The sequence below is a fragment of the Streptomyces sp. NBC_00435 genome (assembly GCF_036014235.1).
Taxonomy (GTDB): domain Bacteria; phylum Actinomycetota; class Actinomycetes; order Streptomycetales; family Streptomycetaceae; genus Streptomyces.
This window is the reverse complement of record NZ_CP107924.1, coordinates 732,229-757,793: the sequence shown is the minus strand read 5'-3', so window position 1 is coordinate 757,793 and position 25,565 is coordinate 732,229. Positions and strand designations below refer to the sequence as shown.

17 protein-coding genes are annotated in these 25,565 nt (G+C 69.4%); 7 read left to right on the top strand and 10 right to left on the bottom strand.

Annotation, left to right across the window (positions count from 1 at the left end):
* Positions 1-286: 286 nt before the first annotated feature.
* From OG389_RS03335 to OG389_RS03315, 5 genes are all read right to left on the bottom strand, one after another.
* Positions 287-4,807, bottom strand: a complete 4,521-nt coding sequence (locus tag OG389_RS03335) for an aKG-HExxH-type peptide beta-hydroxylase (protein WP_328296942.1) — start codon at positions 4,805-4,807, stop codon at positions 287-289.
* 107 nt (positions 4,808-4,914) lie between these two features.
* Positions 4,915-5,394: a hypothetical protein gene (locus OG389_RS03330; RefSeq protein WP_328296941.1), complete on the bottom strand. Its 480-nt coding sequence runs from the start codon at positions 5,392-5,394 to the stop codon at positions 4,915-4,917.
* Between the two features lie 156 nt (positions 5,395-5,550).
* Positions 5,551-6,393 (bottom strand): alpha/beta fold hydrolase, encoded by an 843-nt coding sequence (locus OG389_RS03325; protein ID WP_328296940.1) that lies wholly within the window; start codon positions 6,391-6,393, stop codon positions 5,551-5,553.
* Between the two features lie 6 nt (positions 6,394-6,399).
* Positions 6,400-7,218, bottom strand: coding sequence for an acyl-ACP desaturase (locus OG389_RS03320; protein WP_328296939.1), 819 nt, complete (start codon positions 7,216-7,218; stop codon positions 6,400-6,402).
* A 23-nt stretch (positions 7,219-7,241) separates the two neighbouring features.
* Entirely contained in the window at positions 7,242-8,414 is a 1,173-nt protein-coding gene (locus OG389_RS03315; RefSeq protein ID WP_328296938.1) for a hypothetical protein, read from the bottom strand.
* Between the two features lie 275 nt (positions 8,415-8,689).
* Here OG389_RS03315 and OG389_RS03310 point away from each other — a divergent pair, with 275 nt between their 5' ends.
* Positions 8,690-10,756 (top strand): SpoIIE family protein phosphatase, encoded by a 2,067-nt coding sequence (locus OG389_RS03310; RefSeq protein ID WP_328296937.1) that lies wholly within the window; start codon positions 8,690-8,692, stop codon positions 10,754-10,756.
* A gap of 41 nt (positions 10,757-10,797) precedes the next feature.
* Here OG389_RS03310 and OG389_RS03305 read toward each other — a convergent pair whose 3' ends face one another.
* Positions 10,798-13,113, bottom strand: a complete 2,316-nt coding sequence (locus OG389_RS03305) for a bifunctional polysaccharide deacetylase/glycosyltransferase family 2 protein (protein WP_328296936.1) — start codon at positions 13,111-13,113, stop codon at positions 10,798-10,800.
* Positions 13,114-13,748: 635 nt separating this feature from the next.
* Here OG389_RS03305 and OG389_RS03300 point away from each other — a divergent pair.
* From OG389_RS03300 to OG389_RS03285, 4 genes are all read left to right on the top strand, one after another.
* Entirely contained in the window at positions 13,749-14,759 is a 1,011-nt protein-coding gene (locus tag OG389_RS03300; RefSeq protein WP_328296935.1) for a chitinase, read from the top strand.
* 635 nt (positions 14,760-15,394) lie between these two features.
* On the top strand, positions 15,395-16,582 hold the full coding sequence (locus OG389_RS03295) for a serine hydrolase domain-containing protein (RefSeq protein WP_328296934.1): 1,188 nt from the start codon (positions 15,395-15,397) through the stop codon (positions 16,580-16,582).
* A 343-nt stretch (positions 16,583-16,925) separates the two neighbouring features.
* Positions 16,926-17,813 (top strand): hypothetical protein, encoded by an 888-nt coding sequence (locus tag OG389_RS03290; protein WP_328296933.1) that lies wholly within the window; start codon positions 16,926-16,928, stop codon positions 17,811-17,813.
* A 285-nt stretch (positions 17,814-18,098) separates the two neighbouring features.
* Positions 18,099-20,699, top strand: a complete 2,601-nt coding sequence (locus OG389_RS03285; protein WP_328296932.1) for a SpoIIE family protein phosphatase — start codon at positions 18,099-18,101, stop codon at positions 20,697-20,699.
* Positions 20,700-20,775: 76 nt separating this feature from the next.
* Here the strand turns inward: OG389_RS03285 and OG389_RS03280 are convergent, their stop codons facing one another.
* Both OG389_RS03280 and OG389_RS03275 read right to left on the bottom strand, forming a co-directional pair.
* Positions 20,776-21,813, bottom strand: a complete 1,038-nt coding sequence (locus OG389_RS03280) for a PP2C family protein-serine/threonine phosphatase (protein ID WP_328296931.1) — start codon at positions 21,811-21,813, stop codon at positions 20,776-20,778.
* Positions 21,814-22,018: 205 nt separating this feature from the next.
* The gene (locus OG389_RS03275) at positions 22,019-22,222 is read right to left on the bottom strand and encodes a hypothetical protein (protein WP_328296930.1); all 204 of its coding nucleotides are present in this window, start codon (positions 22,220-22,222) and stop codon (positions 22,019-22,021) included.
* Positions 22,223-22,427: 205 nt separating this feature from the next.
* Here OG389_RS03275 and OG389_RS03270 point away from each other — a divergent pair, with 205 nt between their 5' ends.
* Entirely contained in the window at positions 22,428-22,703 is a 276-nt protein-coding gene (locus OG389_RS03270) for an isoamylase early set domain-containing protein (protein WP_328296929.1), read from the top strand.
* A gap of 110 nt (positions 22,704-22,813) precedes the next feature.
* Here OG389_RS03270 and OG389_RS03265 read toward each other — a convergent pair whose 3' ends face one another.
* Together OG389_RS03265 and OG389_RS03260 are read right to left on the bottom strand one after the other, a co-directional pair.
* Positions 22,814-23,875, bottom strand: coding sequence for a YihY/virulence factor BrkB family protein (locus tag OG389_RS03265; RefSeq protein ID WP_328296928.1), 1,062 nt, complete (start codon positions 23,873-23,875; stop codon positions 22,814-22,816).
* A gap of 132 nt (positions 23,876-24,007) precedes the next feature.
* Positions 24,008-24,352: a peptidase inhibitor family I36 protein gene (locus OG389_RS03260; RefSeq protein ID WP_328296927.1), complete on the bottom strand. Its 345-nt coding sequence runs from the start codon at positions 24,350-24,352 to the stop codon at positions 24,008-24,010.
* Positions 24,353-25,070: 718 nt separating this feature from the next.
* Here OG389_RS03260 and OG389_RS03255 point away from each other — a divergent pair.
* Positions 25,071-25,478, top strand: coding sequence for a PPOX class F420-dependent oxidoreductase (locus OG389_RS03255; RefSeq protein ID WP_328296926.1), 408 nt, complete (start codon positions 25,071-25,073; stop codon positions 25,476-25,478).
* The last annotated feature ends 87 nt before the right edge of the window (positions 25,479-25,565 follow it).

Sequence of the window (25,565 nt, the reverse complement as noted above, 5' to 3'; positions counted from 1 at the left end):
CTTCCAGGGGTCTGCGGGACGTCGGGTGTGGCCACAACGTAGAAGTCCGCAGTTCAGGGGGATATATGGCAGGGCGTCACAATCAGCCCCGGCCGATTGTGCCTGACCACCACACGACCGGACCGATCACCTCGGCTCCCCCTTGGAGGGGGTGGGTAAGCCCCCCCCCGGAATCGCAGAGTTGCACACCTCCCGGTGCCCGACCCAAGTGCGACGGACGTCCCGGGTGCCGGGCAACTCTGCTACCGCCCTGCCGCCACGCTGACCTGCCGTCGACAAGCCACCGCTAGCCGAAGTCCATCGACGGCAGACCGGACCGGCCGTTCGTGTCGCCCCGGGTGCCGATCCAGGCGGCCAGCGCCGAGGGGTCCGGGGCCGTGCTCGTCATCGTGGCGACCCGGTCGTGAACCGCCCGGACGACCTCCGGGCATTGGCTCAGCGATCGCACCGCAGCCTCCGCCTCGACGCCACCGCGTCTGCGTACCTTGAGGAGGAGCCGGGCCCAGGGATCGGCGGGCAAGGGGAGCTCCTGTGTCACTCCCTGCCCGCACGCCGCCCGGCACAGCAGCACCGTGTGGTCGTTGAGGGAGGGAACTCCGGGGTCCGGGCGCACGGTCACCGCGATGTGCGGGTTCGGGGGCGAGGGCGGGTGCGGCCCACCGGACACCCATGCCTCGGCCAATCCGGCCACCGCCGCCCCCTCCGGCCGCAGATGGTGCAGCCGCCATCGCGCACGGTGGGTCAGTACCGCCTCCTCGGCAAGGGCCGTCACCTCACCGGGGGTCGAACCGGGGTCGGTCCAGCCGTCCGCGGCGTGGGACATCATGGCCACGAACAGCCGTCCGTTCGCGGTGAGTCGAGGGGAGTTCCGCAGCGTTGTGTACGCGTCGGAAGTCTGCCGGCGCCAGTACGCGAGCTGGAACTGGCTGCGCCGGAGAGTTTCCCCCTCCGTGTGCCGGATGAGGCCGTGCCAGAAGTCGACCACGCCGAAGAACGCGAACACACCGTGGAACAGGCCGTGCAACGGGCGCGGGTCGTCCCGCCAGGGGGCGTAGTACAGCGAGCCGCTCCGGCCCCCGTCCTCTTCTTCCTCGTACAGATCGATCGCGTCCAGGACGGCGTGCAGCTTCATGTGCCGGAACTCGTGGACCAGGGTCGCGGCGAGCTCCACGGCGTCCGGGGGGCTGCTGAGGACGACACCCCCGAAGGCGTCGCTGCCCGAAATGGAGGTCATCATCCCGCCGGGTTCGGCCGGGCGGGGCGTCAGCGCGGTGAGGGCCACGGCCATGGCCGCGGCCTGCTGGGGGTCGGCGCCGACCAGCAGCCTTTGCGCCTCACCGGTCAACTGCCGCCAGCGGTCGGTCTCCAGGGGGCTCAACGGGGACGGTCGCACCGGGCCCTCGGTCTCGCGGTAGGGGTCCATGTCGTCGAGGACGAGGTCGAAGGAACGGGACCCGACGGGGGTACGGACGCTCTGTACGGGGATCCAGCCCGGCGGCACCGACCCGCCCGGCCGCGACAGCCGGACGGTGGTCCCGCCGCACCTGATCTCGGCTCGGTCCGCCGAGACCGTGATGTGCGCCGTGGTGCTGTCGGCGGTACGCAGGTCGGCGGTCCCCAGCGTGGGCAGTACGGCGAACCCGTCGCGGACCGGGAGCGGGAGGGTGAAGGCCAGCCCGGCCCGGATGGCCGCGGCCGCCGCGACGGCATGCAGATGGGACAGATCGTGGTCGGCGGACCAGGGGCCCGACGGTCCGACCGGTAGGGGCCCCTGGTCCGGGGTCCGGAGCGCCTTGCTCAGCCAGCGGCCGACGGACGGGTGGAGCAGGACGACGGTGACCGCCTCGGGATCGGCGCGGTCGGCTTCCACGAAGAGCGCCCGTACTTGACGGGCCATCGGCAGCCGGTCCGGTCCGCTGTGCCCGAGCAGGTCCGCCCTGCTCAGGAGGGCGCTGAGGGCGAGCAGCCGGGTACCGCGCTGCCGGATCCTGAGCTGCTCGACCAGAGCGGGGTCCTCCCGACCCGTCGCCAGGGCGCGAAGGGCCGAGGTGCCCGGGAAGGCCGATCCGGGCGGGTGCTCGGACGAGTGGCCGGGGCTGGGGCGATAGGTAGGGGCAGGCGTGCCGTTCGTCCGTCCGGCCCGTCGTGGGGTGGGGTTCGCTTGCGAATACCCGCCGTCGCCCGGGTTGGCCCCACCCCGGCTCAGGCGGGGGTGGACGAACCGGGCCATGATCCTGGCCGAATCCGGGGGCGTGCCCGCGTCGTCGCGCTCGGCGGAGAGGGCCCACGGCAGAGTGACCGAGGCCAGGTCCGGGACGGACGGAGGCAGATTCCGGTCGCCGGGTTCGTCATCCATCATGGACTCTCCCTCAGGTGGTCGGGATGGTCGGGTGGCGAGCACGTCGGCGAGGTTGCGGGCAGTGACAACGACATCGGGATGGTTCTCACCGAGCCGGCGTCTGCCCGCCTCCAGTGCCGCGCGGAAGTGCTCGATGGCCAGATCGGGCCGCCCGAGGAGGTGCCAAACCGTCCCGAGCTCGTGCCGGGAGGCGATGGCGTCCGGGTGATCGGCTCCCAGGCGGCGCTCGTTGGTCCGCCAGATGTCGGTGAACTCCTCCCTGGCCCGTTCCAGGAACCGGGGTTCCGACTCGTGGTCCCGGAGAATGCGGGCGCGTTCATGCCGGGCGAGAAGCATGTGCGGATGGTCGGGTGCCAGCACGCGGCGGTACTCCAGCACCACGTTCTCGGCAGTGGCCGCCGCTTCCGCCGCGTACCCCGCGTCGCGAAGTACGCGCGCCAGGCTCACTTCCACGGCCAGGGCGTCCAGGTGGGCCTCGGCGGACGGCACGCCCGGTCGGCCCTCCTCGACCAGCGCCCGGACCTGGCGGAGGACGTCCTTCACTTCCGCTACGGCCTCCTCGTGCCGGCCGCGTTTGTGGGCAAGCATGGCCAGGGCGTGCCGGATGCGCAGGATGCCCAGGGGAGTGGCCTGCGGGTCCCGCCGGCGCAGGGCGAGTGCGGTGACCAGCTCCTCTTCCGCCTGCTGGTACCGCCCCAGCTCCCGGAGCACGCGCCCCCGGCCGGTCCTGACCGACTGCAGGTAGGGATGACCGGGCTCCAGCGCCTCCGCTGCGGCCAGTGCCACCTCCTGGTACAGCCGGTCGGCCTCTGCGAGGTCACCGTTGTCGCGGAGCACCCAGGCCAGATGGAGTCGCGCGACGATGGCGGCGGGATGGGCGTCGCCGAGGAGTCGCCTTCTGAGCGAGCAGACTGCGTCGAGTTCGGCGATCGCCTCGCCGTACAGTCCGACGATGCCGTGGTACTGCGCGGCACCGACGGAGGGCTCGGTGGCCGCTGCGACCAGGCTCGGATCGATGTCCTCGCCGATCCGGGGCTCGCAGGCCGAGAGCAGTACGCGTGCGGCGCCGCAATGCGGTGCGATCGCCCGCCACATGGGCCAGTCCTCCGGGTCAGCCAGCTGCAGGGGGCCGGTGACACCGAGCAGGAGGTCAGTGACGAGGGCGAGCATGTCCGTTGCCGACGCGGTGAAATCGGGGTGGGCCCGGCTGGCGGCCCGGACCATCGGGTGGATGGTGACCCATCTCTGGATGCCTCCGGCCCGCGTACGGTCGCCATCGCGGGTCCTCTCGACCGTGACGAGCCTCAGTCCGGCCAAGCCGTCCAGCGCCTTGTGGAGCCGGGTGTGGTGCGGTTCGGTGAAGAGCTCGCTCCGGGCGAGAAGTTCCGGATCGAGGAGCTCAAGGTAGGGCAGGGGGGCCGGTCCGAACGCGCACAGCAGCCGCAGCAGCGGGCGCGCCAGATCGATTCCCTGCCCGTGCAGGTGATCAAGGGAGAGTTCCCAGGTACTCACCAGCGCACGGCGAGTCCGCTCACGGGGTTCCAGGTCGTGGTCCGGATCCGAGGCCATGTCGGCCAGCCGTGCGTCCAGGCTCGCGCCGTACGCGGAGAAGGTGTCCGGTACCGACGACGACGGCCAGGTGCTCTCCAGCGCGCGGGCCAGATAGGAGCCGGCGAGGTCGAGTGCGAGCGGGAGTCCCCCGAGGTGCTCGGCCAGCGCCCGGGCCTCTTGCGCGGTTCCCGCCTGCGCTGCCGAGTCGAGGAGCATCCGTGCGCCGTCCTCGCTCGACAGCAGGCCGACGCCCGCCACGCTCACCCAGGAACCCCAGCGCTCGCCGCGGGACTCACGGCTGGTGACCAGTACTGTTCCCCAGCGGTGAGCCGGCTCGCGCAGCCAACCGGTGCCCCGGCCGGTGGGGGCGCCGATGGACAGGACAGCGGGGTCGTCGATGTTGTCCAGGACCAACAGCCACGGTGTGGTGAGGGCGTCCAGGCGCTTCCACAACACATCGGCCGGATGGGCCCGGGTGAAGTCGGACGGCCGGGCCCCGGCCGCGAACGCCACCGCCCGCAGTGCCGAGTGCAGTCCCCCCTCGTCGGCTCCCGACACCCACCACACCCGTGTCGACGCGTCCGCCAAACGGTGGGCGGTCTCCAGGGCGACGGTGGTTTTCCCGCACCCTCCCATTCCTGACAGAAGCCAGACCCCGGGCCGGTCCGGGGCGCCGCCGCTGCGCCCGGTCACCGCGGCGGTCAGCTCGGCCACCAGACCTTCGCGTCCCCGTAGACGGTCCGTCGGAACCCTGCGCCGGGGCAGGGCGAGAGGCGCGACGTCCTCGGCTGGCGGTGGCCATGCCCGGGCGCGGCCGGCGTGGGTGTCGGCCGGGTCGGGTGCGGCGGCCCACTGCAGAGGCACGCCGTTGACGGTGATCTGGGATCCGGTACCCATGGAACCGACAGAAACGCTGTTCCCGTCCGCCCGCACCGAGCCGACGACGGGCTCATCCGCGGCGGAGGGCGGTCGGACGTTGGGTGGGCTCGAGACGGCCGGTCCGTTCAGCCCTGGGACGGATCCGGCTTCGGAGGGGAGGTGATCCTGGCACCCCCGCTGATCGTTCCGGCGGCGATCGAACCGTGATCGGCACGGATGTCGCGCAAGTTTCCTCCCACGGCCAGACCGCCCTGCCCGGCTGTGGCCCCGCCGGGCGAGGCGGGATCGTTGAGAAGGTCCTCCAATTCTGCGCGGGCGACGGCCTGTTCGCTCGCCGGCAGGTTCTCCAGGAGGCCTTCGATCCGGGTCCGCCACATCACGGTCTGGTCCCGGCGTACCCCTTCCACCGACGCCGGTCCTGCTTGCGCCAGTTCGCGCTCGGTACGGTCCAGGTTGTTCAGGGCGGCCCGTTCGCGTTCTGCGTCTCCGCGACCGAACCATCGACCCACCCGCTGCCGGAGCCCTTCCCACAGATCCGTTCCGGCGGCCTGCACCACCGCCGCACCACCCGCCGCGGCCAGCGCGATCAACGCCTGCTCCAGCATCTCCGATGCTCCCTTCCCGAAGCCGGGGCGATCCCGTCACCACGGTAGACGGCCGCCGGGCCGGGTGCACCGGTATGGGGAAGACACCTCGGGTTCCAGCTGCCTCCCGGCTGCACCGAAGGCCGGCGGCGGCACCTTTCCCTGACCGGCTACCCGCTACTTGTGTGTTCTCACGTGGTGGAGAATCAGCTCGGCCAGCTCTTGCGGATGTTGCTCCGGAATCCAGTGGGTCGCCCCTTCCAGCCGGTGAAACGTGTAGGCGCCGGCCACTCCCTTGGCCGTCAAACAGGCAGCCTTCGCACTCACCGTGCTGTCCGCGGTCCCCCACACGTACAAGGTGGCAGGAAGCACCGGCTTTGCCGCCCACCCGTAGGGCGCGTCAAGCAGGAGGGCTCGATACCAGTTGAGGGCGCCGGTCATCAATGCCCGATCGTCGGCAAAGGCCTTCGCGTACTCCGTGGCCGTGCGGTCCTCCAGTCCCAACTTGCGCAGCCATCTGCGGCCGAGCTGCGCTTCGTTGCGGGTCAGCAGCCACTCGGGGAGTTTCGGGATCTGGAAGAACAGCAGGTACCAGGAGAGGAGAAGCTGTTTGCTTGTCAGAAGGGTCTGGGCGAGAGCACGTGGGTGCGGAGTCGCCACCGCCGTCAGCGTGGCAACGCGCTGGGAATGCCGGTCAGCAAGGTACCAAGCCACCCCGCCTCCCCAGTCGTGACCGACGATGTGGGCGCGTTCCAACCCGGCCGCGTCCAGGAGTGCCAGTACGTCCTCGCTCACTTCCCGCAGCCGGTACGCGGCGACCCGTTTCGGTCGGGCGGTGGCCACATATCCGCGCTGGAACGGTACGAGGACCCGGTATCCGGCTGCGGCCAAGACCTTGGCCGTCGGCCTCCAACTCTGGGCATCGGCCGGGAAGCCGTGCAGGAGGACTACCGCTTCCCCGTCTCCTGGCCCGAACTCGAGGAGGGGGAATTCCATGCCTGCCGATGTGAAGCTCTCCATGCTCTCCTACCCCGTCGATGCCGTGCAGCGCGAAGGCACGGTGGTATCGATGAATCGCTGCATCGGACGCACACCGCGGTGTCCTGTCAGGTTGCCGAGAAGTTCGTCCACCCTGAGCAATTGGCGCACGTAGACGCCGTCCGTGAGCAACGGACCGAACACGTCCAGCCATACCCGCGGTCCCAGCAGATCCACACCTGGCGGGCGCCAGAGCCGGGCCATCAGCGCGGTGGTCACCCGGCGGGCCCGGGGGGATTCCAGTAGTACCTTGGCCGCCTCCCGGTAGAAGCGCATGTGCCGTGCTTCCTGCCGTGCGATGCACTCCAGCAGCTCCTGGAGCGCCGGATCCCCGACCCTTTTCCCAATGTGCCGGTACGTCGTTAGGGCGATGTACTCCTGCACGGAGCCGAGTGTGCAGTAGACGGCTTCCAGATGTGGGACCAGCCACCCCGACAGGTAAAGCGCCGGCCACGTCGCCGTGGACCGAAGGTCCCGCACGGCGGGGCGTGTCCACGGCTGTGCCACGCGAGTCCGCAGCATCTCGGAGGCCGCCTGAAGAGCACGACCGTGCTCGGCCTCTTCCGCAAGCCAGAGAACGTTGAAGTCCTTGATGGGGTTGCTGCGGTCGGCCCGCGTCGCGGCGAGTTTGCGGCGCATGACCGCCGAGTCGGCTTCGATCAGGCTCAGGGCGGACAACATGCGTCCGTGTTTCACGTCGTGGCCGACCTCGATCTTGGCGCACAACTCGCGCCACTGCACTGGGCCCCACGATCGTGAATAGTTGTCGAACAGCTCCGCCAGACGATCCTCATGGTCACGAAGCATGCTTCCCCTCGCACAGCGATCGTCTAATACCACAGGATTATGAGCGCGTATACACCGCTTGCGGTTGCCATCAATTGAAGCACGGCGAGGAGGATGTCCCGAGGTCGATTGAAAGGCATCGAATGAATTGCGGAAACCCTCCGGATGCGCTGGACAATCGCCTCGCACTCGGTGTGATAGCGGTGGTCCGTCTCCAGCGCACTTCTATTGTCTTCGACGCGTCGAAGATAGAGTCCAAGTCTGGCAGTCTCCCGCCCCCTGAACGCGACGATTCCACGACGGGTCAGGAGAGGGGGGAGCCCCAGATAGAAGGGCAGCGTGAGCACCCATTGGCCAAGGATGGGCAGGAGTACCCATAGACCGATGGGCTGAGGTAGCGAAATGGATACCAGGACCAGGCAGAACCCGTGAACGAGAATGGCCGTGTAGGTGGGCAGGAGGACGCCGCGGGCCTCGGCCCAGCCGTGATATCCATCGCGATTGTAGACGTCCGCTTTGTAGCGCAGTGTTTTCCTGAGTCTCCACAACGCAATGAGGACGCGGCTGCCCGCCAGATTCATGATGATGATGAAGTAGATGCCGAGTGTGCCTATGACCCAGTACAGGATCGAGCTTGCTGGCGCGGCGGTCCAGCTGGCCCACCAGTGGGTGTACACCTGCCCTCCCCAGTCGTTCCCGCTTTTCGCGGGAGAGCCGAAGACGCTGTACACGCCCAATTTGCTCTCGGCGATCACCACGAGAAGCACGCATACGCCCGACACCCCCAGGACCACCTTCGCCGACCGCCCCAGACGGCGTAGGTAGCTGTTCGCCGTAGCCACCTCGGCCTGGATGGCCGCGCGCTCGGCGAGAGTGGGGATCTCGAGCGCCCCGCTGCGCACCATTGATACAAGGAGGACCTCAAGAGAGCTCCATTGACGGAACGCGATGTACGGAGTGGCGGTGAGTGCAAGGATTACGAAGATCGAGGGCACGTCACGCAGAAGGGGAAAATCCGTGCTGGCCGTGACTTCCTTGACGCATTTGAGCTTCCCCATGTGAAAGAGGGTCGCCGCGTCCCGGCATATCTGACCATCCATGTCCGGCATGGAAAGTCGGCCGTAGATGGCGGAAAGAATCAGAACAAGCAGCACGCTCGCGGGGGCGGCGATGAACAGCCAGCCAGTGCGCCATCCATAAGTGCGGAAGCGAGTCAAGACGAAAGGTTCTGATTGGAATATCTCGAACCGATACCCGTCTACGGGTGGCGAGGGGGCCACGTATGTCCTCCACTTTGCCGTGCCCAGCACATGCAAAACGCAATGATGGCTGGCTAGTAGACCGCCCCCGCGGGTTGCGCGTCAAGCCTGCTGCAAAATTCGAGCGAACATTCGTTCGTCAGGTCGCGGTGTGCCCTCCGGCGCTCTTCCCGCCGCGCACCGCCGAGGGCCCCCGCATAATGGATGGAACTGCGGGTGGAAGGGGACGTTTCGTGCCATCGGCTCTGCCGGGGGGCGAGGAGGCTCACGGCCCGTTCTGGTCCGAGCCGGGGACGCTGCTGGAGCACGTGCCTGTGGCCGTCTTCGGTATCGATGAGGGCGGCCTCGTCTGTGACTGGGGGCCCGGCGCGCGGGACCTCTTCGGGTACGACTCCACGGCCGTCCTGTCGAAGCCCGGCGCCCTTCTCTTCGCCGACGGGCATCAGGGCGCCTCCGATTCTTGCGCTCGACTGACGGAGCGGGGCCGGACCCTCGGGTACTGGAGGGGCCGACTGACGGCACGGCATCGGGATGCCACGAGCTTCGAGTGCGGTTTCCGGGCCTTCTCCATGATCGGAGCGGGAGGACGGTCCGTGGTGACGGTCCTGGCGAGCCGCAGTGGCGAGCTCGACCGGGTCAAGACCAACCTCGCCTTCCTCGATGCCCTCTTCGAGACCTGTCCCATCGGTCTGGTCATGCTCGATCAGGACCTCCGGTACGTTCACCTCAACCAGGCGCTCGCCGACATGGACGGCGTTCCGATCGAGGCGCACCTGGGGCGGGGCATGGACGAATTCATGATCATGCCCGACGGCGACGAGTACCAGCGCATGCTCCGGGCCGTCGCCCTGGGTGGAGCACCGGTCGTGGGGACGCTGGTGGGTCTGCGCCCGCGGGGGCATCCGGACCGCGACCAAGTGCGGTCGGTGAGTTTCTTCCCTCTGAGTCAGGCGGTCGGCTCGCGCGCCGGAGTGGGCGGGCTGATGGTGGATGTGACGGACCGGGAACAGGCCATCCTGGAAGCCACTGCCAGCCGTCGGCGGCTGGCTCTGCTGGACGGGGCCTCCACCCGTATCGGCACCACCCTGGACGTGAACCTCACGGCCCAGGAGCTGGTCGACGCGTCGATGCCGGACTTCTGCGACGGCGCCGTCGTCGAAGTCGTGGAGTGGATGGACGAGGCGGAGGACTTTGATCCGGCGCGCCCGCTGTTCACCCGCCGGATCGCCTCCGGGACGATCCTGCCCCCTCCGGCCACCGAGCTCGTGAGCGGGGTGGAGAAGGTGCGGTATCCGTCCGGTTCCGTCATCCACGACATGCTGAGGACCGGCCGCGCGATCTCAGCGGTGGTGAACGAGGAGTTCCTGGCCCGGACCGTCCTCATCGAGTCACGCGCCCGGCTCTTCGCCGAGAGCGGGTTGGCCTGCGTGCTCGTCGCCCCGCTCATCGCCAGGGGCACGGTTCAGGGAATCGCCATGTTCGGCCGCTCCGCGGCCCGGCCGGCCTTCACCCAGGACGACGTCAGCCTCGCGAGTGAGCTCGCCTCGCGTGCTGCGATCTGTCTGGACAACGCCCGTCTGTACAGCCGGGTCCAGGACATCGCCCTCACCCTGCAACGGGCCTTGCTGCCGAGCGCGTTGGCGACCAGCCCGTACGTGGACGTGGCCCACCGGTACGTGCCCGGCAGCCGGATCACCGAGGTCGGCGGCGACTGGTACGACGTCATCACCCTGCCTGACGGCCGGGTCGTTCTCGTGGTGGGCGACGTGATGGGGCACGGAGTGTCGGCCGCCGCCGCCATGGGCCGCCTGCGCATCACGACCAAGGCTCTGGCCAGGCACGACATCGAGCCGGCCGAGCTGCTCGCCGAGCTCGACGCGTGCGCCCAGGAGGCCGGCATCGAGCTGGCGACGTGCCTGTACATCGTCTACGACCCGAGGACCGGCCGCGCCCGCATCGCCAGCGCCGGGCACCCCCCGCCCCTGATGCTCCGGCCGGACGGCGCAGTGGAGACCATCGACGAAGTCCTGGGAGTCCCTCTCGGTGTCGGCGGCTTCCCCTTCCGGACCACCGAGATCGAGCTCCCCGAGGACGCGACCCTCGCCCTGTACACCGACGGCCTCATCGAGGCACGCGGCAGGGACCTCGAGGCCGGCCTGGCAGCACTGCGCGCCGAACTGGGCAGATCCCCGGGACCGTTGGAAGCCATGGTGGACCGCATCCTCACGAGCCTGTTGCCTGCCCCGCCGGCCGACGACACGGTCCTCGTCCTCGCCCGCGTCCGACGGGCCACGCAGTGATCACGACGACGTACTCGATGAAGGGATCGGCACGGACCGGCTCATCGGCCGGTCCCGGCAGGGGTGGCGACCTCGCCCGTACGCTTGAGCTTCTGCCAGCGCAGGCGGCCGCCGGTGAGGGCGGTGACGCAGGAGTGGATGAGCACGAGGTACATCATTTGGCGGTACGCGAGCTGCTGCAGCGGCATCATCAGGAGGTACCGGTACCGCTCGCGATCCAGGCGGAAGGCGTAGGCCGCGCAGACGAGTTGGACGGCCAGTACCGCCAGCCAGGCGATCAGGGCGGACGTGAAGTCGATGAAGATCATCGAATAGACGGTGAACACGTCGATGAGCGGAGCGAACACGGGCGTGACGATCTGGAAGATCACCACCAGCGGCATGCCGACCCTGCCGAAACGCCCGGAAGGACCCTTGTCGGTTAGGGACTTGCGGTGCTTCCAGAGTGCCTGCATGGTGCCGTAGCTCCAGCGGTAGCGCTGGCTCCACAGCTGCTTCAACGAGCCGGGTGCCTCCGTCCAGGCCTTGGCGTGTTCCTGGTAGACGACCGTCCATCCCGCACGGTGCATGGCGATGGTGATGTCCGTGTCCTCGGCGAGGGTGTCCTCGCTCATGCCGCCGACCTCCAGCACGGCGTCGCGGCGGAACGCGCCGATCGCGCCGGGAATCGTGGGCATGCAGCGCAGCAGGTCGTACATGCGGCGGTCGAGGTTGAAGCCCATGACGTACTCGATGTGCTGCCACGCGCCGATGACCGTATCGCGGTTGCCGACCTTGGCGTTGCCCGCGACGGCGCCGATCTTCGGGTCGGCGAAGGGACGCACCAGTTGCTCCACGGTGTCCGCTTCGAAGACCGTGTCGCCGTCCATCATCACGACGATGTCGTAACGGGCATTACGTACACCGTTGTTGAGCGCGGCCGGCTTCCCCGCGTTCTCCTGGCGGATGACGCGGACGTTGGGCATGCCCAGCGATTCGGCGATCTCGGCGGTGTCGTCCGTCGATCCGTCGTCGACGACGATGATCTCGATCGGATGGGTGCTCCGCGCCAGCGATGTGAGGGTGTTGGCGATGCATTCCTTCTCGTTGTAGGCAGGCACGATCACGGTCACCGGCCCGGTGACCGTGGGCCCCCAGCTGAAGCGGCGCCTGTTGCGGAGTCTGTAGTGGCGTCGGGCGAGGACGAGCATCATTGCGAACCGGCCGATGACGGCGGCGCCGACGACCGCGAGCCCGATCGCGAGCCCCGGTACGGTCCACTCGGCGACGGCCACGGCCGCGACGAGGGCCTTTCCTTCGTACAGGGTCGCTCCCGTGGCGGTGCGGTGGGCGGCCTGGAGGCTGTTCGCACCCTCGCGCACGGCGTCAACGGGCGGTAGTCCGCCGGCCTGTTCGCCGCCGGACTGCTCGCCGTTCGCCTCCTGGTCCGTGCCCGCCGTCGTCCCCGCCGCGGCGGCCGCCTCCCGGGCCTCGCTCTGCGCCTTCTGGGTCGCGCCGCTGACAGTGGTGAACGTATAGCCCAGGGCCTTCATCCTCTTGATGTACTCGGGGAGTGCCTTGACCGTCTCACTGCGGTCGCCGCCCGCGTCGTGGAAGAGGACCGAGGTGCCTTCGCCCGTCTCCGGGGTGGCCGATTCGACGATCTTCGAGACGCCCGGTGTCCTCCAGTCGAAGCTGTCGGTGTCCACGAAGACGCTGGTGTAGCCCTGCTCGCCCAGCTGCTTGTAGATGGGCCAGCTGTAGTTGTCGATGGCGTCCGGCTGGGAGGAGTACGGCGCACGGAACAGTGTCGTCGTGACTCCGGCCGCGCCCGCCAGGGCGAGCTGGGTCTGCTCCATCTCGCGGGTGACCCGTTCACTGCTCTGGTAGCTGAGATCGACGTGCGTGAAGGTGTGGATGCCCACCTCGCTGCCCTGGTCCACCAAGTCCTTCACGATGCCCGGGTTCCGGGCGACCATCGAGCCGACCAGGAAGAAGGTGCCCGGGACGTCGTTCTCCTCGAGGATCTTGAGGACCTGGGGGGTCCACGTGGGGTCCGGGCCGTCGTCGAAGGTCAGGACGATGGTTCTGTCCGGGACCGACACGGACTGCGCCGTGCCGTCCCGGAACCGCAGGATCGGCCCGCCTTCGATGACGTCGTCGGGGACCTGGTCGGCGGAGGCCCCGGTGCGGATGCGTTCGTCGCCCCCCACTTCGGCCCGCAAGTAGCCGTCGAGCAGCAACACGCTGGTCAGCAGGCCGAGGAGGAGCAGAGCGAGGATCACGCGCGGTTTCTGCAGGGTCGCGGCCTTGCCCGCCGCCCGTGTCATCCGGGAGGGGGCGCGCCTGCGGCCGCGCGAGGAGGTGGTGGTCGTCATGGGTTTCTTCGGGCTCCGGTCAGTTCGCGCTCGTGGAGGCGGAGGGCGTCGGTGTGGGACTGGCCGTCGGCGGGGCGCCGGTGGGCTTCACCGGCGGCGTCCCGGTACCGCCTCGCGGCCCAACGCCACGGGGCCCGGGGGCCTGGGTGCCGGAGGCCGGACCGCGACCGAGGGGCAGGAGTGATGACGGGTCCAGGGATGTGCCCCAGCCCATGAAGGCCATGCCGAGCACGAGGGTGTATCCGACGCAGACGGCACCGACGGAGAGACCGATCCGGCGCAGCAACCTCGCCCTGCGCCCGGAGTTGTCGACGAACACGGGCCCCTCCGCGCGCTCGGGGCGGTGCTTGCGTCGGCCGCGGGAGGCCGGGCGTTTTCGTGGGTGGTTTTCGGAGTGAGGCTCGGAATGCATTTCTGAAGGTTAAAGATACTTCTTGGGGCAGAACCCTGACGCTCCTGTGAAGCGCCTATGAATAACGACTCAACCTGTGCAATCCCTGAGCAAGTCCCGTTCCTGTGAGCCGCCTGTGCTTTTTCGGTTCGGGGGAATTCGGCTTCGTGTGAGACATTTGCATTTCGGAAACACAATGTGCTTCCGGCTTGATGTGGAAATCGTGAGAGCGGGAGTGTCTGAAATGCCGAAATTCCTGAGGGCGGTCGTGGGGCTCGCCTGTCTGGCGGCCCTGACCTGTGCCGGATGTTCCTCGGGCGGGACCGGATCGACCCGGTCCAACGCGTCGCCCTCGACGCCGACGGCGGCGGTGCCCGGTACGTCCTACGCCCCCTACGTCAGCGCCACCACGGCATCCGCCACCGACACCTCCGGCTCCCCGTCCGCGTACAACCTGGCCTTCGTCATCTCGGACGGCAGCGGCTGCACGCCGAAGTGGGACGGGGGCCGTGACATCGCCGACCCGGCGGTGAAGTCCCGGATCGCAGCGCTGACGTCATCGGGCGCCGCCGTGCGCGTCTCCTTCGGCGGCGCCGCCGGTACGGAGCTCGCGGCGGCCTGCGACAGCGCCTCCGGGTTGGCCAGGGCCTACGCTGCGGCGCTCGACGCCGTCGGTGCGACGCGGGCCGACTTCGACATCGAAGGCGACGCCCTCACGGACACCGGCGCGGTCGCCAAGCGCTCCGAGGCCATCGCGCTGCTCCAGCGGGAGCGCACCGGTCTGACGGTCTCCTACACCCTGCCGGTCATGCCCTCAGGTCTCGACGCGGACAGCCTGGCACTCCTGCATTCCGCCAACGACCACGGCGTGAAAGTGTCCACCGTCAACGTCATGACGATGAACTACGGCACCACGTACACGGGAGACATGGGGGACTACGCGATCGCCTCCGCCCAGGCCGCTCACGATCAACTTCAGGATGTCTTCGCGCTCTCCTCGGACGACGCCTGGCACGGTCTCGCGCTCACCTCGATGATCGGCGACAACGACATCGCCGGCGAGACGTTCACCCTCTCCGACGCGGCCCAGGTCCGGTCCTTCTCCGAGGGCAAGGGCCTTGCCTGGGTGTCGATGTGGTCGACCTTCCGTGACCAGCAGTGCGAGGACGGTGACACCTCGTCGGACGACGCGGCGACGAACTGCAGCGGGGTGTCGCAGAGCGCCGGTGCGTTCGCGCAGGCCCTTTCCGGTTGACGCCCGCGAGAACGTCCCGGATCTCGTCAGGCGGTCGGCGGTCGTAGAGCGAGCAGGGCCGGCCGTCGAGGCCGAGGCAGCAGGAGGTGACCGCGACCCCGCTGCCTCGAAGCCGGCGTCCGAGTCCCTGGTGAACATGACGTCCAGCAGCTTGCCGCGACCTCAGGCCGACGCGCAGGCCGTCGGCGCCAGCGTGTCGAGGGATTCCACGGGCGCCGTCGCCCAACCCTCCCGCCAAAGGCATCGCGATACCCGGGCCGCTCCCGCCCGCATTCCGGGCGCGGGGGAGGCGTGCGTCGGCCATGCGTCCTTCCCCGGCGCTCGACGGTGAGGTCAATTTTCTCCAAGCCAGGGCTGCTCAGCCCGCGTACTGTCACGCGTCCGGAGTGTCCACTCCGATCCGTCCCGGGAGGTGCAGCACATGCACGCGCCGCACCTGCCGATGGCATCGGCGGGTATCGCGTGCGGTGCGGACAGGGGGAACCGTTCAGCAGCTCAAGTGGCCGCCCGGCGGGCCCGGATCGGCGCTCCGAAGGGCCCGCCGGCAGCGAGCGCGCCCGATCCTGCCTCTTCCCGCACCTCCACACCCTCGCCCGGCCCGGCACCCGGGCCGGGCAGCATCCACGGGAGCCCGTATGCGCAGATTCCGCACGCCCTTGTTCGGTGCGGCGGTCGGCCTGGCCGTCCTGGCCGGCACCACACAGGTGTCGAACGCATCGTCGAACACGGCTGGGAACACCCCGGCCCAGCACTTCCAGAACGCAGCCAACACCGGGGTACAGCTCGGGTATCCGGGGGTCATGGCCGCGATAGTCGACGGGGGATCGAAGACCTATGTCACCGCCGGTTCGAACGTGCGGGGTTCGTCGACCCCGTTGGACCCGGCCGCGAAGTTCCGGATCGCCAGCAACACCAAGACGTTCACCGCCGCGGTCGTCCTCCAACTGGAGGCCGAGGGCAAGCTGTCGCTGAGCGACACGGTCGCCAAGTGGCTGCCGAACGCGGTCAAGGCGAACGGCTACGACGGCAACACCATCACCGTCCGGGAACTGCTCAACCAGAACTCGGGGCTGACGGACTACATGCCCGCCTACAACCTCGACTACTACCTGATGCGCAACGTCAACACGCATTACACGCCTCAGCAGCTCGTCGACACGGCCTTGGCCCAGAGGCCGCCGAAGCCGCTTCCCAGGACGTACGAGTATGCGAACACGAACTACGTGCTCGCCGGAATGATCATCCAGGCGGTCACCGGCAACTCCCCGTCGGTGGAGGTCACCAACCGCATCATCACCCCGTTGAACCTGACCGGCACGAGCTACCCGGAATCGTCCGTGGACATCTACGGCAACTTCCTCCGCGGCTGGATGTGGCCGCCGGTGTGGTTCGGTTACCAGCCCCCGATCGCGGACGCGACCCGCTCCAACGTCGAACTGTTCGGCTCTGCCGGCGCGATGATCTCCACCCTCCAGGACCAGATCACCTTCGAACGGGCGCTCCTGCAGGGGCAGGTGCTGCCGCCGGCCCAGCTGGCCGAATGGAAGACCGGCGTGCCGATCGGGGCGGGAACCCTCAACCAGTACGGCCTGGGTGTCACCCACTGGCAGCTCCAGTGTGCGGACGGCACAGGCCCGTTCGTCTGGTCGCACGGCGGGGACATGATCGGCTACCACAGCAGGTGGTTCGCCAGCGAGGACGGCACCAAGCAGGTGTTCTACGCAGCGAACGAGCACCACGGTCTGAACCTCGATGAGAGCGCCGGAAAGCGGAAGCTGTTGGAGGGCGCCCAGAACGCCATGTGCGAGCTGCTCAAGCCGTAGCGCTCACCGAGCAACCGCCCCGCCCCGGTCCACCGCTGTCCCGCGACCGGGGCGGGGCGGGGCGGGCGACGGCGGGACTCCGTCGCAACCGCGGCCAGGGCGGGCCTGGGCCGGATTTCGTGGCGAGGAACCTCGAGGCTTCTCCCCACAGGGGTGTCAGGACCGGCCGTGCCACCAGCCGCGAGAAGTCCAACCTCTGATCTGCGTCAAGTCGTACTCGCGGGCACCAGGCCGACAGGACGATGCGGCTATGTCGATCTGGTCTTGGACGCTTGCGGCTCGCACCCACTGGAGGCGCGCGTACGTACCTGCCGGGGCTGTCCTCGGTGGCTGGGGCAACTCGATGGCCAGCACCCCCGACCGGTGGCCGGGTGCCGCCCTCTTCGTCTGCGGGCTTGTGATCGTGGTGCGCGGGCGTCGTGCGTGGGAAGGGTTCGGGCAAGGACGGCACCTGTCCGGGCGGGTGAGCGGCCGGCTGAAAATCGCGTTCCGGACACCCCAGTTGGTAAGCCGCTGGGGAAAGCTGAAGGTGGCGGCATGGGGGCTCATCGCATTCAGGTTTGCGGTCCATCCGTTCTTTCTCCCCGAGCGGATCGCGGCTGCCCCGGAGCGGCTGTTCGAGCACGGCAGGGACGCCGTGACGATGCTCGCGTTGACCTTCCTGTTCCCCCCTTTCACCCGCTGGATCGAGCCGAAGGAGGACCAGCTTCAGCGGCTTGCGGCGCGCGTCTTCCGCGCCATGGTCGGCCGTACGCTGGCGAACTTCAGCGGATTCTGCGGCGTGGCGGTGCTGCTCTACACCGTCCTCGCCAGGTTCGCTCACGACAGTGTCAAGTCCCTCCCCGCTCTGACCCTCACGATCGCCGTCGCCATGGTGGTGGCGACGCACAAGATGTGGACTCGCTACCGAAGGCTGTGCACGCAGACCCACAGGGACATCCAGGTCTTGATCCGAGCTCTGGAAAGGCCACCTGGTGGGGACGTGGTGGACCAGCGGTCAGCGGTCCTGGCCGCCTGGGACGCGGTGGAGCGGGACCTGCGCACCCGAGCGGACACGGGCTACAGCCTTGGGACCCGTTTCGCCCCGAAGGCGGTCACCGCCGCGATCGGTGAGGCAGTGGACGGGATCGGCCAGGATCTGCCCGGCGATCAGGGCAGGAGGCGGCAGGTCCTGATCGACTTGAAGATCATTCAGGATGTGTGTGCCGACGAGATCGACTCCGTGGCGTGACCACGCGGGCGGGGGCTGTGGGCATCAGGGTTCTGCCCCCGCACTGACCAGCGAACATCGCCGCACTCAGCCCGATCATGACTGCGAGGCCGGCCAGGAAGACGCTGCGGACAGGCAGGTGCCGTGGTCACCGGACGGGCAGGCACCTCGCCATTCATTGCCCTCACACCCCACCACGGGCGGCCGACAATGCTACAACTGGTTTGTGACCTCTCCTTGTAACCCGTACCGGGGACGTCGGTGCGGTCACTGAACGGGAATCGCCCGCGAAGCGTCGCCCGGCAGGTGTTCGTCCTCCAGGTGGCGGTCGTGGTGCTGCTCGCCGCCGGTGCGGTGCTGGCGCTGGTGCTCCAGTCGCGCCACGACATCGACCGCGAGGCCCGCACCCGGTCCGTGGCCGTCGCCGAGACCTTCGCGCGCTCGCTCGGGCTGCGGGAAGCCCTGCGCTCACCCGATCCCTCCGCGGTCCTCCAGCCACTCGCCGAGGCGACGCGCAAGGCCGCCGGGGTGGATTTCATCGTGGTGATGGACACCCAGGGGATCCGCTACACCCACCCCCTCCCCGATCGGATCGGCAAGCGGTTCGTGGGGACGATCGCGCCCTCGCTCGCCGGCCACGTGTACACGGAGAGCGTCGAAGGTCCGCTGGGCAATGAGATCCAGGCCGTGGTGCCGGTGTTCTCGGAGGACGGCCAGGTCGTGGCGCTGGTGTCCGCCGGCCTCACCGTGAAGAACCTCACCGGAGTGGTCGACCGGCAGCTCCCCGTGATCCTCGGCGTCAGCGCGGCCGGCCTCGCACTGGCCACCGGGGGCGCGGCGCTGATCAGCAGACGCCTCCGGCGCCAGACCCACGGGCTCGGGCCTCTGGAGATGACACGGATGTACGAGCACCACGACGCGGTGCTGCACTCCGTGCGCGAAGGGGTACTGATCACCGATGGCGCGGGCCGGCTCCTGCTCGCGAACGACGAGGCGAAGCGCCTTCTCCGGCTTCCCCCGGATGCCGAAGGGATGCTCATCCGGGATCTGCCCGGGCTCGACCGGCAGGTGTCCGCTCTCCTGCTGTCCGGTCGGGAGGCCACCGACGAGGTGCACGAGGCCGGAGACAGGCTGCTGGTGATCAGCCAGAGGCCGACCCGGGCCGGCGGCGGCGAACCCGAAGGGGCGGCCGTCACCATCCGTGACTCCACCGAGATACGCGTCCTCAGCGCCCGGGCCGACGCGGCCCACAGGCGGCTGAGGCTGCTGTACGACGCCGGCACCGGCATCGGCACCACCCTCGGCGTGGAGCGGACGGCCCAGGAGCTCGCCGATGTCGCCGTACCGCGCTTCGCGGACTTCGTGACCGTGGACCTGGCCGAGCCCGTGCTCCACGGCGACGAGCCCACTGCGGACGCCCATCTGCGCCGTACCGGGGTCAGCGGCATCCGCGACGACTCGCCCTTCTATCCGCTCGGCAGTCCGGTCGGCTTCCTTCCCTCCGCACCGCAGGCGGCACACGGCCTCGACAGCGGCCGGGCCGAAGTGGTGCCCGTCCTCTCCGACGCGCCCGGCTGGTACGCCCAGCATCCGCGGTGGGCCCAGGAGATCATCGACTTCGGGATCCACTCCCTGATCACGGCTCCGCTCACGGCCCGCGGGGTCACGCTCGGCGTGGCCAGCTTCTGGCGCTCGCGCAAGCCGGAACCGTTCACCGAGGAGGACCTCTCGCTCGCCGAGGAGCTCGTCGCACGGGCGGGCGTCACCATCGACAACGCCCGCCGCTACACCCGCGAGCACGCCCTGGCCGTGACGCTCCAGCACAGCCTGCTGCCGCGTGAGCTGCCCGAACAGAGCTCGGTGGAGGTGGCGCACTACTACCTGCCCGCCCACTCCGGGGTCGGCGGCGACTGGTTCGACGTGATTCCGCTTCCCGGCAGCCGGGTCGCCCTGGTCGTGGGCGACGTCGTCGGCCACGGCCTGCGCGCTGCGGCCACCATGGGCCAGCTACGTACGGCCGTTCTCAACTTCTCGTCCCTGGACCTTCCTCCCGAAGAGCTCCTGGCCCGCCTCGACGACCTCGTCCAGTACATCGACCAGAGCGGGGAAGGCGGTGCCACCGATGCCGGACTGATCGGAGCGACCTGCCTGTACGCCGTGTACGACGCGGTGACCCAGCGGTGCACGGTGGCCCGCGCGGGGCACATGCCACCGTTCGTGGTGCGTCCCGACGGGTCGGCGGAGATGCCCGACCTGCCCGCGGGCGCCCCCTTGGGGCTGGGCGGGTTCCCCTTCGAGTCGGCGGAGCTGGACCTGAGCGAGGGCTCGCAGCTGGTGCTGTACACCGACGGCCTGATCGAGGACCCGGGCCGCGACATCGACGAGGGGCTCGAGCTGCTCCGTTCGGTACTCTCCCACCCCGGCCGGGGGCCACAGGAGACCTGCCGGGCGGTCCTGAAGGAGCTGATGCCGGTGCGCCCGAGGGACGACGTGGCCGTCCTCATCGCGCAGACGCACGCGCTGGGCGCGGACCGCATCGCCGACTGGGAGGTGCCGTTCGAGCCGACTTCCGTGGGGGTCGTGCGGGCCCGCGCCGTGGAGAAGCTCGAGGAATGGGGCCTGTCCGAGCTCGCATTCGGTACGGAACTCGTTCTCAGCGAACTCGTCACGAACGCCATCCGGCACGGCGGCGCACCGGTCCGCGTCCGGCTGCTGAACGACGGCAGGCTGCTGACCTGCGAAGTCTCCGACAGCAGCAGTACCTCACCGCACCTGCGGTACGCCGCGACCACGGACGAAGGGGGTCGCGGGCTCTTCCTGGTGGCTCAAATCGGCGGCAGATGGGGCACCCGTTACACGCCCGCCGGGAAGATCATCTGGTCCGAGCAGTCGCTGCCGGAACACTGAGCCGGCGGGCCGGCGGGGAGCACCGGGTCGCAGTGGCCCGCCAGGTCGGCGGGGAGGTCTTCGTCGGACGCCGCCGTCAGGGCTCGCACAGGCGTACGGCGAGGGCGGCGACGTCGTCGTCGAGGCGTCCTCTGCTGTAGCGCAGCAGATCGCGGTGAAGAGCCGTGAGCAGCTCGCGGGGCGGTGTCGGCGGCTGTCGACGCATCCAGGCCGCCAGTGGGAAGAACTCGCCGTCGCGGGCACGCGCCTCGGCGATCCCGTCCGTGTAGAGGAGCATCAGGTCGCCGGGGGCGAAATCGTAGGTGTCGACGTTGTAGTGATCGCCGATGAGCTCCGCGAGGCTGATCAGCGGCGAGGGAGTGGCGGACTCCAGGACACGGAGTTTCCTGCGGCTCAGGAGCAGCGGCGGCGGGTGTCCGCAGTTGAGGATGTCGATACGTCTGCCCTCGTGCGGGATCTGGACGAGAAGGGCCGTGGCGAAGCGCTCCATCGCCCCGTCGGGGGGAAACGCGGCGTTGTAACGGGTGCTGCTGGCGTCCAGCCTGCGTGCGATGTCGACCATGTCGATCTCGCCGTAGGCCGCCTCCCGGAAGGCGTTGACGATCGCCGCGGCCGCCCCCACTGCCGGCAAGCCCTTGCCCCGTACGTCACCGATGAGCAGCCTGATCCCGTAAGGCGTGTCGACCACCTCGTAGAAATCCCCGCCGATGCGGGCCTCCGCCGCGGCCGCGAGGTACAGCGACTCGATCTCCACGTTGCCCAGGCGGCGTGGCATGGGGCTCAGCACTACCTGCTGCGCGGCGTCGGCGACGAGCCTTACCTGGAAGAGGGTGCGCTCCCGCTGGAGCCGGACATGGCTTCCGTACGCGGCGGCCACGGTGACCGCGATGATTCCCGCGGCCGTCCACCACGTTCCCAGATCGGGGAAAACCAGGCCGAGGCCGATCATCAGAAGGAGGCAGACCGTCCCGAGCAGGACGGTGGGCAGGACCGGCCACATGGCGGCGGCCAGGGCCGGCGCCGCGGGAAGGAGGCGGCTGAAGGCCATGTCCGGCGGCGTGCTGTAGGCCAGGCCGGCGATGACGACGGTCAGGATGACCGGCGACAGCCGCACAAGTCTCCCCTTGCCTCGGCGCCCACGGCGCCGCGGCGGTCCAGACTCGATCACAACTCCCAGGGTATCCACCTGATGGAGGCACGGCACTCCGGCGAAGGACTGGCGGCCGGGGCAGTGCGGGAACATGACAGGACCCGGCCGGGTGATGGTGACTACGGTCCCCGGCCGGGGTCCTGCGTGCGTGGGCGCGACGGCTCTGAGGTCAGAGCTCTTCGTCGAGCGTTGTGTCCTCGTCGCGCTCGCGGCTCATCTCGTCCTGGCCGCGGCGCTTGAGTTCCTCGGGGCTCTTCCCGCGGGCGCCTTCCTGGCCGGCGCCGGGGTGAACGGGGTCCTGGCCGGAGCGCGGACGCTCCTGCTCCTCGCGGCTCTTGCCCGGCTCCTGGCGCTTGTCCTGCTTACCGCCCATGACGGCGACTCCTCTGTGGCGTGGGATGGAAGGTTTCCTCCCCACCACGCTGACACGCAAAGTGACACTCCGCATCATTTGGTAACCGGCTGTGGTGGAAGTGGTCCGCCGGCCCGGGTGGCGGCGCCGACGTGCGCCGGCTCCCTCCGTCTCCGACGATGGCCTCGTACCCCGTCCGCTGGCCGCCGCCGTCAGGAGCACGCCCATGCTGGAGCGCACGCCGCGCAACGACCGCACCGAGGTCACCTTCGTCCTTCCCGCCGACGCCCCGCCCGGGTCGGTCAGCGTGGTGGGGGACTTCAACGACTGGCAGCCGGGGATCCATACCCTCAAGGCGCGCAAGGACGGCAAACGGGCCGTCACGGTCGAACTGGCGAGCAGGAGCACCCACTCGTTCCGCTACCTGGCCGCCGGCGACTACTGGTTCAACGACGAAAGCGTCGGCGAACAGGAAGGCCCCAACAGCCGCCTTCATACCTGAGCCTCGCCCGCTCGTGACCCGGTGAGCGCCGCAGCGTCGCATCCCGGGCATCCGGAGCGGCCCCGGCGCTGATTCACGGAGGAGGACGCGCAGCCGCGAGAGGCCGGAGCTCACTCCATCCGGCGGCGTTCCGCGTCGCTCCAAGTACGGGTGTCGCGGGGCTCGACGTAGGGTTCCCGGTCCTTGGGCAGCCCGCCGGCGATCGCACGCTGGCGGGCCAGCTCGGAGTCGAACTCCAACCCGAGGAGGATGGCGAGGTTGGTGATCCACAGCCAGACCAGGAAGACGACGACGCCCGCGACGGTGCCGTACGTCTTGTTGTAGGAGGCGAAGTCGGCGACGTAGAACGCGAAGCCGGCGGAGGCGGCCAGCCAGACCACCAGGGCCAGGACGCTGCCCGGCGTCACCCACTTCCACCCCCGGCCCTTGGCGTTCGGCGCGGCCCAGTACAGGAGCGCGATCATGGTCGTGACGAGGAGCACCAGGACCGGCCATTTGGCGACCGACCACACCGTCAGCGCACCGTCACCGATTCCGAGGGCGGCGCCCGTCTGCCGCGCCAGACCGCCGGTGAAGACCACGATCAGCGCACTGGCCGCGGAGAGGACCATCAACGCCAGGGTGAGCGCCAAGCGCAGGGGCAGGGTCTTCCACACCGGCCGGCCCTCGGGCATGTCGTAGACGGCGTTCGAGGCGCGGATGAACGCGGCGACATAGCCGGAGGCGGACCAGAGGGCGACGGCCAGGCCGACGACCGCCAGCAGTGATCCGACGCCGCTCTGCCCTTGCAACTGGGTGACCGCGTCGGTGATCACGTCCCGGGCGGACCCGGGAGCCAACTGCTGGAGGTTCGCCAGTACCCTCGTGGTCGTCGACTCACCGGCGATCCCAAGCAGGGACACGAGGACCAGGAGCGCGGGAAAGACCGCCAGAACCCCGAAGTAGGTCAGCGCCGCGGCGCGGTCGCTCAGCTCGTCGTCGATGAACTCCCCGACCGTCCCGCGCAGCACGGCCCACCACTGCCGTCCCGGCAGCCCGGAGGGTTTGTCGGGAGCATGCTTCTTGACCGGCCCGGTGTGTTCGACCTGCTCGTTCGGTCCCGCGCCCGGGGCCTTGCCGGCGTCCGTGCGTGCGGTTCCGTCATCACGGCGGGGGTGCGCGGTGTGTGTCATACCCCGCGGATTTCCCGTTCCGGGGAACTCATGTCACCGGTTGCCGAGTTGGTCCGGCCGGTGTTTCCGCGTGCTGTGCGGTGCCGTGCCGTTCCGTCGCGAGACTCGTAGGGGGAAACCGGAGCGGGGAGGTCAGCAGTTGTTGCCGACCGCGTCCATCTTCCCGCCGAACCGTCCCTGGTAGTTGGAGGCGTAGTCGCCGACCCGGACCGGGCGGCAGTCCTTGCCGGACGCCCAGTCGATGAAGGCCCCGGTCCTATTGGCGCGGAACGAGCCGACGTGGTCAACGAACTTGGCGGGCAGGTCCACGTAACCGCCGCGCCACACGTACGCGTCACCGGTTCCGTCCTGGAAGCGCCAGAGGCAGATGGCGTTGCTCGGGCACGTGGGCAGGGCCTGAGCCGTCGCCGGAGAGCCGAGGGTGGCCAGTAGGACCGTCCCGGCAACGAGCAGGGTGCGCGTGGTACGTGCCCTCATGTGCGTCTCCTTCGTGGCGTCGTACCGCCATCGTCCTCGCACGCGCGTGAAGCCGGGAAGACCGCCTCCCCCGAAGCTCTGGAGTTCCTCAAGTCGGGTTGGCCCCGGGGGAGGGCGGGGGATCCCCCGGGGAACGGACCGGATGGGACCGGACCGGTGGACGGGGGAGAGCGCATGGAATTCCTTGTGGCCCTGGGGTTCGTCCTGCTCGTGCTGGCTGTCGCTGCGACGAGAAGCACCGGTGGGGGTTGGCTGAAGGGCAGGCGGCGCAGGCGCGGCGGCTCGTGGGGCGGTGGCGGCGGTGGTGGCGGCGGCTGTGGGGGCGGTTCGTCCTGCGGAGGTGGTGGAGGCTGCGGGGGCGGAGGCGGAGGCGGAGGCGGAGGCTGCGGAGGTGGTGACTGACGCCCGTGGCACGGTCGCGGCAGGACGGAACGGCGCCGGGACAGCGCTCGCCCTCCGTCGGTGGTGCGCGGTGCGTGCGCGGAGGTGTCCGGATTCGGCCGTACGGGTGGACGTCCGAAGCGCCGCGATCGGGTGGGCCGGGAGCGACGGCCCCGGCCACGCCCCGGAGCGGGGCGTCTGGACCGGCGGCCCGCGGCGCACTCCCGGTTCGCCGCGACTTGCCGAGGCTGCCGTGATTTTGCAGGCTGCCCCTTGCTGATCCCCACCGACGCAGGTCGGTCCGGGGCAGCAGTCAGCCGAGGGAAGGAACCGCTCAGTGTCCGCCGAACTCTCCGACGACCTGAAGAAGCTCATCGACGACAGCCCGGTCTTCGCGACCGTGGCCACGATCCAGCCGGACGGCAGCCCACAGCTGTCGATCACCTGGCTCACCCGGGACGGCGACGACCTGCTCGTCTCGACGACCGTCGGCCGCCGCAAGGAGAAGAACCTGCGCGCCGACCCCCGGGTCACGGTCATGATCAACCCGGCCAACGCGCCGTACACGTACGCAGAGGTGCGCGGTTCGGCCACGCTCACCACGGAGGGCGGGCCGGAACTGATCAACGACCTGTCGCGCAAGTACACGGGCAAGGACTACGCGGACTTCAACCCGGCGTCGAAGGACGACGACCCCCGCGTCGTCGTCCGCATCACCCCGCGCAAGGTCGTCGGCTCGATCTGACGCACCTCCGCGTTCCGGACGAGCGCGCGGCCCCGCCGGGAGCCCGGTGGGGCCGTACGCACAGGCGGGGCCGCGGGGCCCCGGTCC

Coding starts and splice junctions, on each gene's coding strand:
- OG389_RS03305 (WP_328296936.1), bottom strand. CDS start 13,113: ATGACGACCACCACCTCCTCGCGCGGCCGCAGGCGCGCCCCCTCCCGG.
- OG389_RS03290 (WP_328296933.1), top strand. CDS start 16,926: ATGGCCAGCACCCCCGACCGGTGGCCGGGTGCCGCCCTCTTCGTCTGC.
- OG389_RS03320 (WP_328296939.1), bottom strand. CDS start 7,218: ATGCTTCGTGACCATGAGGATCGTCTGGCGGAGCTGTTCGACAACTAT.
- OG389_RS03275 (WP_328296930.1), bottom strand. CDS start 22,222: ATGGGCGGTAAGCAGGACAAGCGCCAGGAGCCGGGCAAGAGCCGCGAG.
- OG389_RS03325 (WP_328296940.1), bottom strand. CDS start 6,393: ATGGAGAGCTTCACATCGGCAGGCATGGAATTCCCCCTCCTCGAGTTC.
- OG389_RS03335 (WP_328296942.1), bottom strand. CDS start 4,807: ATGGGTACCGGATCCCAGATCACCGTCAACGGCGTGCCTCTGCAGTGG.
- OG389_RS03300 (WP_328296935.1), top strand. CDS start 13,749: ATGCCGAAATTCCTGAGGGCGGTCGTGGGGCTCGCCTGTCTGGCGGCC.
- OG389_RS03295 (WP_328296934.1), top strand. CDS start 15,395: ATGCGCAGATTCCGCACGCCCTTGTTCGGTGCGGCGGTCGGCCTGGCC.
- OG389_RS03265 (WP_328296928.1), bottom strand. CDS start 23,875: ATGACACACACCGCGCACCCCCGCCGTGATGACGGAACCGCACGCACG.
- OG389_RS03260 (WP_328296927.1), bottom strand. CDS start 24,352: ATGAGGGCACGTACCACGCGCACCCTGCTCGTTGCCGGGACGGTCCTA.
- OG389_RS03270 (WP_328296929.1), top strand. CDS start 22,428: ATGCTGGAGCGCACGCCGCGCAACGACCGCACCGAGGTCACCTTCGTC.
- OG389_RS03330 (WP_328296941.1), bottom strand. CDS start 5,394: ATGCTGGAGCAGGCGTTGATCGCGCTGGCCGCGGCGGGTGGTGCGGCG.